The 15,371-nt window shown below is 28.3% G+C and carries 14 protein-coding genes and 2 pseudogenes; all 16 read right to left on the reverse strand.

Features of this window, described 5'->3' with window-relative positions; genetic code table 11:
* Nucleotides 1-233: 233 nt before the first annotated feature.
* The gene (gene galU, locus ABUA17_RS16985) at nucleotides 234-1,106 is read right to left on the reverse strand and encodes a UTP--glucose-1-phosphate uridylyltransferase GalU (RefSeq protein WP_055278024.1); all 873 of its coding nucleotides are present in this window, start codon (nucleotides 1,104-1,106) and stop codon (nucleotides 234-236) included.
* Between the two features lie 50 nt (nucleotides 1,107-1,156).
* Entirely contained in the window at nucleotides 1,157-2,500 is a 1,344-nt protein-coding gene (gene glmM / locus ABUA17_RS16990; protein ID WP_055278023.1) for a phosphoglucosamine mutase, read from the reverse strand.
* Between the two features lie 334 nt (nucleotides 2,501-2,834).
* The gene (gene glmS, locus ABUA17_RS16995; RefSeq protein WP_349818169.1) at nucleotides 2,835-4,667 is read right to left on the reverse strand and encodes a glutamine--fructose-6-phosphate transaminase (isomerizing); all 1,833 of its coding nucleotides are present in this window, start codon (nucleotides 4,665-4,667) and stop codon (nucleotides 2,835-2,837) included.
* Nucleotides 4,668-4,864: 197 nt separating this feature from the next.
* Nucleotides 4,865-5,053: pseudogene (locus ABUA17_RS18830) on the reverse strand (UTP--glucose-1-phosphate uridylyltransferase); the annotation flags it as partial.
* A pseudogene (locus ABUA17_RS17000) lies at nucleotides 5,045-5,188 on the reverse strand (phosphoglucosamine mutase); the annotation flags it as partial. The pseudogenes ABUA17_RS17000 and ABUA17_RS18830, both read right to left, overlap by 9 nt.
* 207 nt (nucleotides 5,189-5,395) lie before the next feature.
* Nucleotides 5,396-6,811: a lipopolysaccharide biosynthesis protein gene (locus tag ABUA17_RS17005; RefSeq protein ID WP_055277929.1), complete on the reverse strand. Its 1,416-nt coding sequence runs from the start codon at nucleotides 6,809-6,811 to the stop codon at nucleotides 5,396-5,398.
* Between the two features lie 136 nt (nucleotides 6,812-6,947).
* Nucleotides 6,948-8,027, reverse strand: a complete 1,080-nt coding sequence (locus tag ABUA17_RS17010) for a polysaccharide pyruvyl transferase family protein (RefSeq protein WP_055277930.1) — start codon at nucleotides 8,025-8,027, stop codon at nucleotides 6,948-6,950.
* Nucleotides 8,028-8,096: 69 nt separating this feature from the next.
* The gene (locus tag ABUA17_RS17015; protein ID WP_055277931.1) at nucleotides 8,097-9,254 is read right to left on the reverse strand and encodes an EpsG family protein; all 1,158 of its coding nucleotides are present in this window, start codon (nucleotides 9,252-9,254) and stop codon (nucleotides 8,097-8,099) included.
* Nucleotides 9,255-9,280: 26 nt separating this feature from the next.
* Nucleotides 9,281-10,288 (reverse strand): glycosyltransferase family 2 protein, encoded by a 1,008-nt coding sequence (locus tag ABUA17_RS17020; RefSeq protein ID WP_055277932.1) that lies wholly within the window; start codon nucleotides 10,286-10,288, stop codon nucleotides 9,281-9,283.
* Between the two features lie 33 nt (nucleotides 10,289-10,321).
* Nucleotides 10,322-10,741 carry an LbetaH domain-containing protein gene (locus ABUA17_RS17025; protein WP_055277933.1) on the reverse strand — a complete coding sequence of 140 codons (420 nt, stop codon included), beginning with the start codon at nucleotides 10,739-10,741 and terminating at the stop codon, nucleotides 10,322-10,324.
* Nucleotides 10,742-10,775: 34 nt separating this feature from the next.
* Complete coding sequence (locus ABUA17_RS17030) at nucleotides 10,776-11,837, reverse strand: glycosyltransferase family 4 protein (protein WP_349818168.1); 1,062 nt, start codon at nucleotides 11,835-11,837, stop codon at nucleotides 10,776-10,778.
* A gap of 50 nt (nucleotides 11,838-11,887) precedes the next feature.
* On the reverse strand, nucleotides 11,888-12,775 hold the full coding sequence (locus ABUA17_RS17035; protein WP_055277935.1) for an ATP-grasp fold amidoligase family protein: 888 nt from the start codon (nucleotides 12,773-12,775) through the stop codon (nucleotides 11,888-11,890).
* 16 nt (nucleotides 12,776-12,791) lie between these two features.
* Nucleotides 12,792-13,271: a PssE/Cps14G family polysaccharide biosynthesis glycosyltransferase gene (gene pssE / locus ABUA17_RS17040; protein WP_055277936.1), complete on the reverse strand. Its 480-nt coding sequence runs from the start codon at nucleotides 13,269-13,271 to the stop codon at nucleotides 12,792-12,794.
* Complete coding sequence (gene pssD / locus ABUA17_RS17045; RefSeq protein WP_055277937.1) at nucleotides 13,268-13,726, reverse strand: PssD/Cps14F family polysaccharide biosynthesis glycosyltransferase; 459 nt, start codon at nucleotides 13,724-13,726, stop codon at nucleotides 13,268-13,270. Before pssD ends, pssE begins: the two co-directional genes overlap by 4 nt.
* A gap of 24 nt (nucleotides 13,727-13,750) precedes the next feature.
* Nucleotides 13,751-14,917: a nucleotide sugar dehydrogenase gene (locus ABUA17_RS17050; RefSeq protein ID WP_055277938.1), complete on the reverse strand. Its 1,167-nt coding sequence runs from the start codon at nucleotides 14,915-14,917 to the stop codon at nucleotides 13,751-13,753.
* Between the two features lie 19 nt (nucleotides 14,918-14,936).
* The coding region (locus ABUA17_RS17055; protein WP_349818167.1) for a sugar transferase at nucleotides 14,937-15,371 on the reverse strand (435 nt) is incomplete at its 5' end.

The raw sequence follows: 15,371 nt of genomic DNA on the forward strand, positions 1-15,371 counted from the left end.
TCCGACCTTAGTAAGCCTTGTATGTAGTTCGTATTCCTCAGACCGAGACTTTGCCTCCGACTTCCTTCAGATTCTACTTCACAGTAGACACCCTTGTCATTGGCTAGTGGTTCCCAATACCAAGCCCACAACGGACTTTCACCGTCAAGTTGTTGCCCATGCTGGGCGCACATAAAAAATAAGCTATACCACAGCATAGCTTATAATTTTTTAAATTAAAATAATATTTAATGTTATTCTATAATAGTCTTTAAATAATCTATAAATCCATCTCTTAATTCTTCTTTTCTAAGTGCATATTCTACAGTTGCTTGAAGGAATCCAAGCTTATCCCCTACGTCATATCTTCTTCCTTCAAAATCATATGCGTACATTGCTTCTTCCTCAATTAATTTAAGAAGAGCATCAGTAAGTTGTATTTCATTTCCCTTACCTGGTTTAGTATTTTCTAATATTTCAAATATTTTTGGTGTAATTATGTATCTACCTAAGATAGCAACATTAGAAGGTGATTCTTCTATTGATGGCTTTTCTACTAAGTCTTTTACCTTGTATACTCTATCTTCTATATGTATTCCACCAACTATTCCATATTTATTTACATCTTGAGGTGCTACAGTTTGAACTCCTAAAACTGAAGTTTTATATTCCTCATAACAATCAACAAGTTGCTTTAAGCATGGCTTATTATCATTATAAACAACATCATCTCCAAGTAGTACTGCAAAAGGTTCGTCTCCCACGAAAGTCTTTGCACAAAGTATAGCATGTCCTAATCCTCTTGGTTCTTTTTGTCTTATGAAGTGAACATTAACCATATCAGATATTTCTTTAACCATTTCAAGCATTTCTTGCTTTCCTGCTTTTTCAAGCTCCATTTCTAATTCAACACTTCTATCAAAATGGTCTTCTATACTCTTTTTGTTTCTTCCTGTTATTATAAGAATTTCTTCTATTCCTGATGCAACACATTCTTCTATAATGTATTGTAATGTTGGCTTATCAACTATTGGAAGCATTTCCTTTGGTTGCGCCTTTGTTGCAGGTAAGAATCTAGTACCCAGACCTGCTGCTGGTATTATTGCTTTTCTTATTCTTTTTTCCATTACTATTTCCTTTCTTGCACTTTAATATTTATATATTATCTCTAAAGCCATTAAATTTTACTTAATATTAAATCAACTAATCCATTAGCCATTTCATTTATTTCTTCTTGATTTTCACCTTCAAGCATGACTCTAACTAATGGTTCAGTTCCTGATGGTCTTATAAGAACTCTTCCAACACCATTAAGTTTATCTTCAACTTCTTTAATAGCTTTAACTATCTCTTCATCTTCTAAATAAATATTCTTCTTATCATTAGGAACTGTAGCATTAACTAATATCTGTGGTAATTCCTTCATAACCCCAGCTAATTCGCTGAAAGTTTTTCCACTTTCCTTAAGAATAGCAGCTACTTGAAGTGCTGTAACTAATCCATCTCCTGTAGTATTATGCTCTAAGAAAATTATATGTCCTGATTGCTCTCCCCCTAAGATATAATTATCCTTAAGCATTTCTTCTAAAACATATCTATCTCCAACTTTAGTTTTAACTAAGTTAATACCTTCTCTCTTAGCCGCAATATCTAATCCTAAATTACTCATTACAGTTACTACTAAAGTATCATCCTTTAATTGTCCAGCTTCTTTTAATGCCTTAGCACATATTGTTAATAAAAAATCCCCATTAATCATATTTCCTTTTTCATCAACAGCTAAACATCTATCAGCATCACCATCAAAAGCAAATCCAATATCACATTGTTTTCTAACAACATAATCCATCAATTCTTCCATATGAGTTGATCCGCAATTTTCATTTATGTTATTTCCATCTGGATTATCGTTAATTACATAAACTCTAGCACCTAATGCTCTAAAAGCTTTAACTGCAGCTTTATATGCAGCACCATTAGCACAATCTAATGCAACCTTTAATCCCTTAAAATCAGTTTTTATTGTACTTTTTGCATATTCTATGTATTCATTTAATGCAGATTCTTCCCTATAAACTCTACCTACGCCTTCACCTACTGGGCTTGGTACTCCTTCAAATCCACATTCTATTACTCTTTGAATTTCATCTTCTAATGAATCAGATAACTTATATCCTTTTCCATCAAAGAATTTAATCCCATTATATTCTACAGGATTGTGTGATGCTGAAATCATAACTCCTGCATCTGCATTATACCCTCTAGTTAAGTGTGCCACCGCTGGTGTTGGTACTACTCCTAAAATTATAGCTTCTGCTCCAACTGAAAGTATACCAGCTACTAAAGCTGACTCTAACATATCTCCTGATATTCTTGTATCTTTAGCTACTAATATTTTAGGCTTATGTGTTCCTTCTGTTAATACATAAGCTCCTGCTCTTCCTAAGTTATAAGCTAATTCCGCTGTTAATTCAGTATTAGCTATTCCTCTAACACCATCTGTTCCAAACATTCTTCCCATTATTATTTACCTCAATTTCATCTATTTTTATCACTTAGATTAATATGATACTTCATTTATCTAACCTAGCTATAATTATACCATTTACCTCTATACTTATGTTTTTCATATATACAACACTTTTCAACATACATAATTATAATTAGTTATTTTGTGTAGTTTTTCTTTTGTATTTAAAATTATAATAAATTTTATTATTAAAGTATTATATAACTTTTATATCATCTAGTATACTAGTGGGTCCTCTTGTAAATTATTATCACAGCTTTAAATAATTAGAAATGACCTCAAAATAATTGGACTTATCTTGAGGTCATTTAATAATTTAAATAAATTACTCTACAGTAACTGATTTAGCTAAGTTTCTTGGCTTATCTACGTCGCATCCCTTTTGCTTAGCAACATAATAAGATATTAATTGAAGTGGTACAACACTTATCATCGGAGTTAATAAATCAATAGTCTTTGGAATATAAACTAAAGAATCAACAACGTCCTTAGTTGTAGTATCTCCTTCATTAACTACTGCAAATATATTTCCACCTCTTGTAGAAACTTCTCTTACATTAGAAACCATCTTGTCTTTTAAAGCTTCTTGAGTCAATAATGTAATAACTGCAGTTCCTTTATCTATTAAAGCAATTGGTCCATGCTTTAATTCTCCACCAGCATATGCATCACAGTGAATATAAGATATTTCCTTAAGTTTTAAAGAACCTTCCATTGCTACTGCATAATCTAATCCTCTTCCTAAGAAGTAAATATCTCTATGATTATAGTGTTTATCAGCATATTTTTGAAGTTCTTCCTTCATTTCTAAAGCTATTTCTATCTTTTCAGGAATAGTTAACATTTCAGCTTTAATAGATTCTGCTTCTTCAACCGAAATAATTTCCTTTAATCTACCAAAGTATAATCCTAAGATATAAAATGCAGCTAATTGAGTTACATAAGCTTTAGTAGATGCAACTGCAATTTCTGGTCCTGCTAATGTATAAATTACATCATCAGCTTCTCTAGATACTGATGATCCAACAACATTAGTTATTGCAAGAACTCTAGCTCCTTGTCTTTGACCATCTCTTAATACTGCAAGAGTATCTGCTGTTTCTCCTGATTGAGATACTACTATTATAAGAGTTCTATCAGTTATTAATGGATCTCTATATCTAAACTCAGATGCAACATCTATTTCCACTGCAATTTTAGCAAGTTTTTCAATAACTGTTTTACCTACAACACCTGCATGATAAGCTGTACCACAAGCTACTATATAAACTTTATCAAAGTTTTCTAATTCTTCCTTACTAAACTTAACATTATCTAATTCAATTTCTTTTCCTAATTGAATCTTTCCTGATAACGTATCTCTTACAGCCTTTGGTTGTTCATGAATTTCCTTTAGCATAAAGTCTTCATATCCACCTTTTTCAGCAGCATCTACATTCCAAGTTACATGGTAAACTTCTTTTGCAATCTTTTCACCATCTTCAGTTCTAAGCTCTACTCCATCTTTAGTTAAGATAACAAATTCCTTATCTTCTAAAAGATACACATCTCTAGTATGATTTAAAACTGCTGGTATATCAGAAGCTATAAAGCTCTCTTCTTCACCTAATCCAACTATAAGTGGACTATCTTTTCTTACTGCAATAATTCTATCTGGTTCATTATTTGCAATAACTCCAATTGCAAAACTTCCTTCTAATTTTGAAGTTGCTTTAACAACTGCATCAAAAAGGCTTCTTCCATCTCTGTAGTAGTAATCCACTAAATTTGGTATAACTTCTGTATCTGTTTCTGATAAGAATTCATACCCTTTTGAAGTTAACCACTCTCTTAATTTCATATAGTTTTCAATAATTCCATTATGTACAACACTAATTGTTGCATTTCCATTTGAATGTGGATGTGAATTAACATCAGATGGTTCTCCATGAGTTGCCCATCTAGTATGTCCAATTCCTATATGTCCATTGATTGAATTAGATTTTAGATCATTTTCTAAATTTGCTAATCTTCCTTTTAATTTTCTTAATGATATTCTTTCATCTTCTATGATTGCAACTCCTGCTGAATCATATCCTCTGTATTCTAATTTTGAAAGACCTTCAACTAATAGGTCTGCTGCTTGTCTTTTTCCTATGTAACCTACTATTCCACACATATTTTATTTCCTTTCTTAATTCATAAAAAACTTATTTTATGTTTCTACAATGCTATTTTTTAACATGTTACTAATAACTTTTCTATATTCAAATTTTTAATATATATCATCTTATGAAATCATAAATATCACTTTATATACTATTAAAGAAATAAGCTATACCGTGGTATAGCTTAAACCCATAAATAAAGATACTATTACTTAAGAATATTACTTAAATACTCTATAAATCCATCTCTTAATTCTTCTTTTCTAAGTGCATATTCTACAGTCGCTTGAAGAAATCCAGATTTATCGCCACCATCATATCTTCTTCACTCAAAATCATATGCATACATTGCTTCATATTCTATAAGTTTAAGTAATGCATCAGTAAGTTGAATTTCATCTTCTAATGAATCAGATAGCTTGTATACTTCCCCGCCCCAAAATTTAATTCCGTTATATTCTACTGGATTGTGAGATGCTGAAATCATCACTCCTGCATATACTTTATATTCTCTAGTTAAATTAGCTACTGCTGACTGTATTTTACTTATATGTTCTACTATGCCGCACACATTTTATTTTTCTTATGAATTTAATTCAAATGTACTAATATTATGGTCGATAACTTTAAGCAACTATTGCATTATATATAGTTATTTTTATTGTACAAATATATAATTTGTTTTAACATGCTAAAAATTTTTTATATAGTTCGTCTATTTTCTTCTTTAAAATATATATTAACTTTTCCTCTTTGTAACTTGGAAAAAATACTCAAGTAAAATTTTAGCATATTTTATATTAATAATTATGAAAATTACCATTCCCAATATAGCTAATATTACATCAATGTATAAACCTGTAAAGCATGATATTATACAAAAGATTAAAATTGGTATAAAAACTTTTGCAAAATGAGCTCTATCAATACTTATTCCAAGCTCTTTTCTATTCTGCTTCTCCCTGATTAACCACATAACAAAAAAGCCTAGAAAAGTTGAAATTGCAGCTGCCTGTAATCCTATAAATTTAATTAAAGCTAAATTAACAACAGCATTAACTACTGCACCATATATACTTGTTAAAGATGCTTGCTTTGTATTCTTACTTTTTAAATATCCTACTCCATAAAATGATGAAAAGGCTTGGAATATTGTCCCTAAATATAAAAACGAAATATAACTTGCTGCCGACTTATAGCTATTCTCTACAATTAATTCAATTGCAATTTTAGTAATTGGAACTAATGGCAATAAAATCATAAATGAAATTTTATATAATTGTTTAAAAATTTCACTATAATATGTTCCTTGCTCAACATCATTATCTACTATAGATATATCTTGCCATGCTGTATTAAATAGATTTAATATCATTTGTAAAATTGTCGGGAATTTACATGCTATAGAAAATATACCATTAGCTGCTTTTCCAAGGAAAAAAGTAATAATATATCTATCTGATGAATTAATTACCCACCAACTTAACTGATTCGCAATTAAAGGCGTTGAAAATGCTAACATTTTTTTAATTAACTTTAAGTCTATTGTATCAATTAAACATGTTCTTAGTTTTTTCTCTAATATCATAATAATTACCAATGCTAAGATATTCGCTGCTATTGCACTAATAAATAAACCCTTAACCCCTAAATCAAATATACATATTTGTATAACATTTAAACTTAAAAATATAAAAGTGTAAATTATTCCAGAGGCGGCAAATAACTTTTGCTTCTTTATACCTCTTAAAATCTTTTGCGCAATTGCTAATGCATTTGAAGAAGCTAAAACTAAAATAAATTCCATACAATAAGGAATATTATAAATTTGATTAACTCCAATAATAATTAAAGACGAAACAATCGTATTAAATATCAAAATCTGAAAAGTTGATTTAATACAAATATCTTCTACGTCCTTCTCACGCATAATCCAGCTATATGCTGCATCACTAATTTGTAAAGTTACAATTGGTGCTAATAAATTAACTGTAGTAATCAATAGGTCATATGTTCCCATATCCTCAGTAGTTATATAATAAGTATATAAAGGAACAATCAAAAATGATAATATTTTTGTTCCAAAATTACCAATTGCGTAAACTATCATTCCCTTAAATAAATCTATGTTTTTTTTCTCGCTTAGACTATCCATAAATTCCTTTCTAACACATCTAAATCAAAATATCATTTATATTCAGGCATATATTTAAAATAACCTTACTTAATTTAGCATGTATACTATAAGCTTAAAATTCTATTTATATATTGTTTACTCTAAATTTATGATTTTACTTTAATAAATTATCAAGTACCTTAAATTGTTCAATTGATTTAACTTTTACTTCATTTATATTATCAGCTTTTGCAAATCTAATTTTATTTAAATCATAACTCTCTAATTCTTCAAGTTTCACACAACAATCTTCACATTTTAAATCATGCAAAATATTAAGGCTTTTTTCATTGTATATGATTGGCAAAGTTGGAATACCATAAACTAACCCTAAAATCATACTATGGAAACGTGTAGCTATAATATAAGAAGCACTACTCATAAGTTCTACTGTTTCCTTCCAATTTTCCCCTTTATATAAATAAGTCTTTACTTTATCCTTATAACTTTCATCGCACATTTCTATAATTTCTTCAATTGCATCTTCATCTCCCTCTATTTTACAAAATGATACTAACATCACTGTATATCCCATATTAGAGTATTTCTCTATAGATTTTACAATAAACTTGAGATATGCCTGTTTATATTTTAATAATGCTGCATTTCTTGAAAAATCTATTACTGAAATCACACACAATTTAGGATTTATTTTATTGGCTGGAATCAATTTTTCAATTCCAAAAATTATATCTGTTGCTACACGAGTATTATTTAGTTCTTTAAATAATCCATATGAACTTTCATCTCTAAAACATACATCCTTTGCCTTTAGTAAATACTCCTTGGACTTTTCTAAATACCTTTGTGTTTTATATGGACCAAAATTAACTCCTAATATATATAATGGTTTTTTCCTTCCTGGCATTTCATTTAGCCTTTCTATATCTGATCCATCATTTGCTTTTTCTTGAAATAAAGATCCCCCTATTAACACTACCAAATCACCATGCTTTTCAAGAAAATTATAAATGTTAAATTTTGAACTTATATTACTGAACACCCTATTTATACCACGCACTACTTTATTCAAACTAATTATCTTAACATTCTTTTCATCGCTATAGGCTCTTTTACATTTATCTATAACTGGTAAATAAAATTTAGTTTTAGGATATCTTTTTACAATCATATGATAAAATAAATCATCACCCAAGTTTTCATAAAAAAACCCTCTTAAAATAACTTTTTTCATATTTCACCTTACTTTCTAAAATTTAAAAATATAACAAAATAATTATCTATTTTTTTCAATCTCCAAATACTAAGCAATCATATATGGTATAGTTTCATGAATTCCTTGTATCACAAAGTAATATACCCAATATACAATCAAATATATAATTAACAAAATTCTATAACTAATTCTTACATATATTTTTTTACTCAATTCACAAATAGAACAATATGACAAACAATTAAACATAGAAAAATAAGTTGCAATCCGCCATGAATATTGAGAAATACTTCCTAATTGAGAAACTAACAGTTCAATTATCATCATCGCTAAAAAAATTGGAGCCATTGTATATTTTTCATTATATTTTCTCCAATTTAAAAGAATCATTATTATGAAAGGTATTCTTAATATAATTTGAATAGGCAATAAGTATACATCGCCTTTAATATATGCAGCATATTTACTTAATCCTATATTACTTAGAAAAACTGATATTATGTTAAGACTTAATAATGCTAAACAAAATACAATAATTATTATAAAAATTTTATTCAACTTCTCTAAAGAAATATATTTCCTTGAAGATAGAATTATTTTTAATTTTTTCTCATTTTTTCCTGAATAAATAAATGAATATATTAAATAAAATATTATACCAAACATCGCACTAGTATGAAAAGTCATTGCTACTACAACTATAAAAATAAATTTACATACTTTTCTTTCTACTATATATTTGAATCCATAAAATAATAAAGCCATTGCAATCCATTGCCTCATCATGTTTAAAGTAACATTATAATGCATCAAATAAAAAACAAGCATACATAACCACATGGGAAGCTGTTTCCTAAAATAGGATAGTCCTTTATAAAAAGGAATAATAATCAAAAGCTGAATACTCGTCAATAAGATAGCAAGGTTCCCAAATATCTTTGCAATAATGTATACAAGCAAAGAAAATCCGATTTCTATTTCATGGACATATATATATGTCCATGAAGCTATCCATCTCATATTTTGATACTCTGAGAAGCTATTAGATGATCGTGCAGCCTCAAACATAGGTTTTACATATACCTGCACATCTGTACCTATTGTATCAGCCCTAAACCCTGCAAGTATACAAGGAATTATAAGTCCTATTGCAGTAATAATTCTATATACTACTCTTTTGTTACTTAATTCTGCAACTTTCAAAAATAAACATGAAATCGCAAAACAAATTAAATATATCCACATTACTTTTATCCTCTACTTTCCATCATCTATGTATGTAGTCCTCTTAGAGCCAAGTATATATTTCTTATACAACCAATTCCAATCATAACTTTCCACATTTCTTTACTTATTATATTGTATCTTAATTTAGTGAAGTAATTACATTCCACTAAAATTGATAATTCTATATCTTTAATTGCTTTTATTATTTTTTGTTTTAATGAATCAGACAATAATCCTTCCTGTTCTAAATCTAAAGCCAAATTAAATATACTCTTAACTTCAGCAGAAACTAAGGCTATTTTAGCATTCTGCTTTTCCTTAAAATCAATTTCAAGTTTATCTACAATGCTTATCTTCTTTAATTTATGATATACATAGTTATCAACTAACTTTTCAGGATTTGAAACCATTCTTTTTCTGCTTGATTCATTGCTTCTCCAATATTTGTAAATAGTTTTGTCAACATAATAAATTGAAGGTGACAATAGAAAAATATTTAAAATAAAATCAGCATCCTCACCTGTTATAAGATTTTTATCAAAATATATTTTATTTTCTTTTATAAAATCTCTTTTTATCATCTTAGCGCATGGACTATTCAATCTTCCACTATACATCATAGCTAAAATCGCATCTTCACTTTTTATGTTCCCTGAATTACATTCAAATGAACTCCAAACAACAACTTTTGACTCATCAACTAACTCTAAATCAAAAACTATCATATCAGCTTGATTATTCAATGATGATTTATTAAAGATATCAGTAACAATAGTATCATCAGAGTCGATAAAAAATAAATAATCACCAATTGCTTTGTTAATTCCATAATTCCTTGCTATACTAACTCCTTCATTATTTTTTTTAAAATAATGAAACATTTCATGTTCTTTAGTAAACTGCTCACAGAATTCTTCAACAAATGATTCTGACCCATCATCAATTAGTAATACTTCATATTCAATATCTTTTAGCTTTAATATTGATTCAAAACACCTTAATAATAAATGTTCTTTAGTATTATAAATTGGTATTATAAAACTTACATCCATAACTTTCTCCTATTTAAAATATTTTTAGTATAATTATTTCAATCTTCTAGCAGGAATTCCCCCCCAAACCTCATTTTCTCCTGTAGATTTTAACAATACAGAGTTTGCAGCTATAATTGTGTTCTTACCAACAACCAAATTATCTTTTGCTAAAATTTTTGAACCTGCACACAAAACAGCTCCTTCCTCTATGATAATTTTTATTTGTTTTTTATCTTTAACCCTTGCCTTTCCAATAGTAACATTCTGATATACAGATACATCATTTCCAATTATCGTGTTAGGGTGAATAACTGTTCCTAATGCATTATGGCAAAATTCTACTCCCTCACCTACACAAACATCAACTGGAATATCAGCTCCTAAAAAATAAATAATTTTAGTTATAACTCTTTTTAATACTCTATTATTGACCTTTTTTCTAAATATGGTTAATTTTGTAACTTCATTCATGGTCCAATTCTCACTTTCTCATAAAATAGAATATTTATATATTAGTAAATACGTTATTAATCTTTTCATGCATTTTTTTTCTACTAAAATCAAATTCAATCTTTCTCAAATTATTAACTGAACATTTCTTTACGAATTCTTTTTCTTCGATAACTTTACTAATTGCTTTACAAAGCCCATCAATATCACCTGGATCAATAATCAATCCATTTATATTATTTTCAACTAATTCAGGTATTCCTCCTACATTAGTGCTTATAATAACCTTTCCTGCTGCCATACCTTCTAATATTGTCATTGGAAGCCCTTCATTATAAGATGGTAATAAAACAGTACAAACTTTTTGTAATAATTCAATCTTATTTTCAAAATTAATCCATCCCATAACTTTAATATTATTACCCAAATTTTTTTTATCAATTAAACTTTTAATTTCATTTATTTCACCATCTCCTGCCATATATACCAATATATCGGGATATTTTTTAGATAGCTTTTCTATGGCTGAAACTATATCATATGAACCTTTTCTCTTACCTATACGACCTAAAAACAAAAAATTATTTCTTACATATTCTGTAACACATTTTGCTTCTTCGTATTGTTCAGTATCTATTCCATTATTGATTACTATAATATTTTTATGGTTAAATAAATGTTCAAATTGGTTTTTCCACTCTTCAGATAATGCTATTACAACATCGCTGTCTAACCATATTCTTTCTACCTTTTTCTTTTTCTTTTCTAATAAATTATTATAAAACATAATATATTCTGCACCATGAACATGAAGAATAATTTTTTTATTTCTTTTTTTAAGAAATCTAATATAATAGCCTTTTCTAAACGTACTTCCGTATGATGCCATATGAATATGAAATAAATCATACTTGTTATAAATAAACATAAAATGAATATATGATATAAGCGAAAATATTAACCTATGTATTATATTTCCATCTACATACGATTCATGAACTTCAATACAATGATTAGAATTCAATTTACTATCTGCCATTATACCTTCTATTACTGTGGCCATACCTCCCTTAGAACGATTTATACTAGGTCCAATAATTAATATTTTTCTACTCATTTTACTTCCCATTCTCCCTAATGCTTTTACATTTATTTATCATTTTTTAATTATACCCTTTCTTTTAATATTGGTTCTAATTTAATATCACGCGCTAATTCTGCATCAAAACTTAATGGTTTTATAGGCTCTCCCCCTGCTCCATCAGTAAATGTTAATTCTCCAAAATACACCTTGCCCTCAACAATATAAAAATCTACCCTAACAAAAGTAAATAACTTAGATAGCTTTCTAGAAATATCAAACATTTCATCTAAATTATCTAATTTGTGTGGTGGCCTTTTCCCCTTTATTTTACTATTAGGACCACCATTTAATATATCAGGTAACCAATTGCCTTCTTTATCATACATATCAGTTGTTTTATCAGTAAATCTATCAGAAAATACAGAATAACAATACGGTTCACCATTTATACAATAAAACTTATAATCCCTTAAATCTCCACTTTCATCTTCAAGATATTCCTCAATAATTATTCTATTTTTAACATTTTTATATTGATACTCTTTTTTTATCTTGTAAAAATCTCCCTTTAACCACTTTTTCATTTCCCTTTTTGCTTTTTCAATATCTAATTTACTTTTATCTTTACAAATAATTACAGCTTGACTTCCATTAGTACATTTCAAAACAAATCTATTTGGTAATTTATCAAACTCTATCTCTTCAACGCTATTATAAACACCAAATATATTAATTAAATACTTTTTTCCTATAGTATTTTCTACAAAATTTCTCACTTCATATTTATCAACATAATTACCCAACTCCTCCAATTGGCCATGTATCTTTAGCCATTGAATTTTTTCTCCTAAATAAATGGGTTCTTTTAAATTCATTATTTTTTTATACCCTCTAAAAAAAATAATTCCATTAGCTAATTTATCAGGTAAAACGCTCAGTGTCTTCCTATAAATTGTCTTTATTAAATCCATTCTAAAACTCCCTTCCTTAAAAACTATTTAAAAAAGTATCTATACTTTCTATAATTGCTTGTGTATTTGAAATATATCTCTTAGCTTCTTTGTCTTCTATTTGTTTATATATATTTTTTAAATATTTTATATCATTACAAACACTAATGAATTGCATTTCTTCAAATTGTTTAACTATCTGTAATTGATGGTCATCAACATGTTCCCCAAATTTAGCCAACCTAGGCACTGCAATTACCCTCTTTTCTCTTTTAACTGCTGCAATAATAGCTCCCGTTCCTCCATGAGTAATTACTTTATCACATTTATCCATTATATTTGAAAACTCATCTCTATCTAAAAACTTTTTAAACTTATAATTTTTAGGCTCATAATCACTATATCCAGTTTGGGCCAATACTTCCTCTGTTATTTTTCCTTCTTCAATCAATCTATCAATTTCAATCAACAATCTATTAAATTGGAATTTTTGTGATCCTAAAGTTACAAATATCAATATATTCCCCCCTTAAATATAGCATTGGGATAATGCTCTTTCATTTGTTCCCACTGAACATAAAACTGATCGGCAAACTTATACATTAAATTACCAGTTAATGTAGGTGAAGTTACTTTTGCAAAAGATTCAATAAATATAATTTTTTTTCTTAAAACTTTACCTAAAAGACACATTGGTATAGTTGCTAAAGCTCCAGTAGAAATAATTATATCTGGCTTTTCTTTCATAAATATTCTGAAACTCTTAAAGAAGTTAACTATCATTTTAAATATAAAATCTTTTTCATGTCTGTTAACTTGCTTAATATAATAAATCTTTCTATCATCTTTTATCACTGAATATCCTATTTTCTCTGTTACAATAAAGCTATCATACTCATCCATAAGTGGCTTCAACATCATTAACTGTTCAAAGTGTCCACCTGTTGAAGCAGTAAAACAAATTTTTTTCATTCCTATTGCCCTCTTTAATATTTATTAGTCTCTACCAAATAAATCTCTAGTATAAACTTTATCCTCAACATCAAATAATTCTTTTGATAATCTATTTGATACAATAACATCACTCATACTCTTAAACTCTTCTAAATCGTTAACAACCTTTGAATTAAAGAAAGTTTCTTCCTTAAGTACTGGTTCATGAACTATTACTTCAATCCCCTTAGCTTTTATTCTCTTCATTATTCCTTGAATAGAAGAAGCTCTAAAGTTATCTGAATCAGTTTTCATAGTTAATCTATAAATACCAACCGTTTTAGGATTCTTCTTTATAATTTGATCTGCAATAAAATCTTTTCTCGTCCTATTTGCTTCAACTATAGCTCCAATAATTTCATTCGGAACATCTTCGTAATTAGCTCTTAATTGCTTAGTGTCCTTAGGTAGACAGTATCCCCCATAACCAAATGACGGATTATTATAATGAGAGCCTATTCTTGGATCAAGTCCGACACCTTCTATAATTTGTTTGGTATTTAATCCCTTCATTTCAGCATAAGTATCTAATTCATTAAAATAAGCTACTCTTAATGCTAAGTAAGTATTAGAAAATAGTTTAACAGCTTCTGCTTCTGTACTCTCTGTAAATAATACCGGAATATCTTTTTTAATGGCACCTTCCATTAAAAGTTCAGCAAATTTTTTCGCTCTTTCACTTTGCTCTCCAACTATAATTCTTGAAGGATATAAATTATCATATAGTGCCTTTCCTTCTCTTAAAAATTCAGGAGAAAAAATTATATTATCAGTCTCAAACATTTCTCTAACTTTTTTTGTATATCCAACTGGAACTGTAGATTTAATTACCATTGTTGCTTCTGGATTAATTGAAAGTACATTTGCAATTACTGCTTCAACACTTCTTGTATTAAAATAATTCATTTCCGGATCATAATTTGTTGGTGTTGAAATTATTACAAATTCTACATCCTTATATGCTTTATATGCATCTGTTGTTGCAACTAAATTCAACTCTTTATTACTTAAATACTCTTGTATTTCCTTGTCCACTATAGGTGATACCTTATCATTAATCATATCTACCTTTTCTTGAATTATATCTACTGCAACGACTTCATTATGTTGTGCTAAAAGAATTGCATTAGATAAACCTACATACCCTGTTCCTGCTATAGCTATCTTCATCTTACTTACCCCTTTCACTTTACGATGCATTTTTATCACCAAATAAAACTAATACCGTCTTAAATATTAACTTAATGTCAATCCATAAATTTCTATCTTCCACATAACTAATATCAAGCTTCATCCAATCCTCAAAATCAATATTATTTCTTCCACTAACCTGCCAATAACAAGTTAATCCTGGCTTTACAGTTAATCTTCTAAACATCCATTTTTCAAACTGCTTAACTTCCTTAGGTAAACTTGGTCTAGGACCAACTAAACTCATATCACCTTTTAAAACATTCCAAAGTTGCGGAAGTTCATCAAGAGAAGTCTTTCTGATAAACTTTCCAACCTTAGTTACTCTAGGATCATCTTTCATTTTAAACATAGGCCCAGACATTTCATTTTGATGAGCTAGTTTTTCCTTAAGCTCTTCAGCATTTACAACCATGGACCTAAATTTATACAT

This window comes from Clostridium sp. RTP31139st1_H3_RTP31139_211217 (genome assembly GCF_040227035.1).
GTDB lineage: Bacteria > Bacillota > Clostridia > Clostridiales > Clostridiaceae > Clostridium > Clostridium saudiense.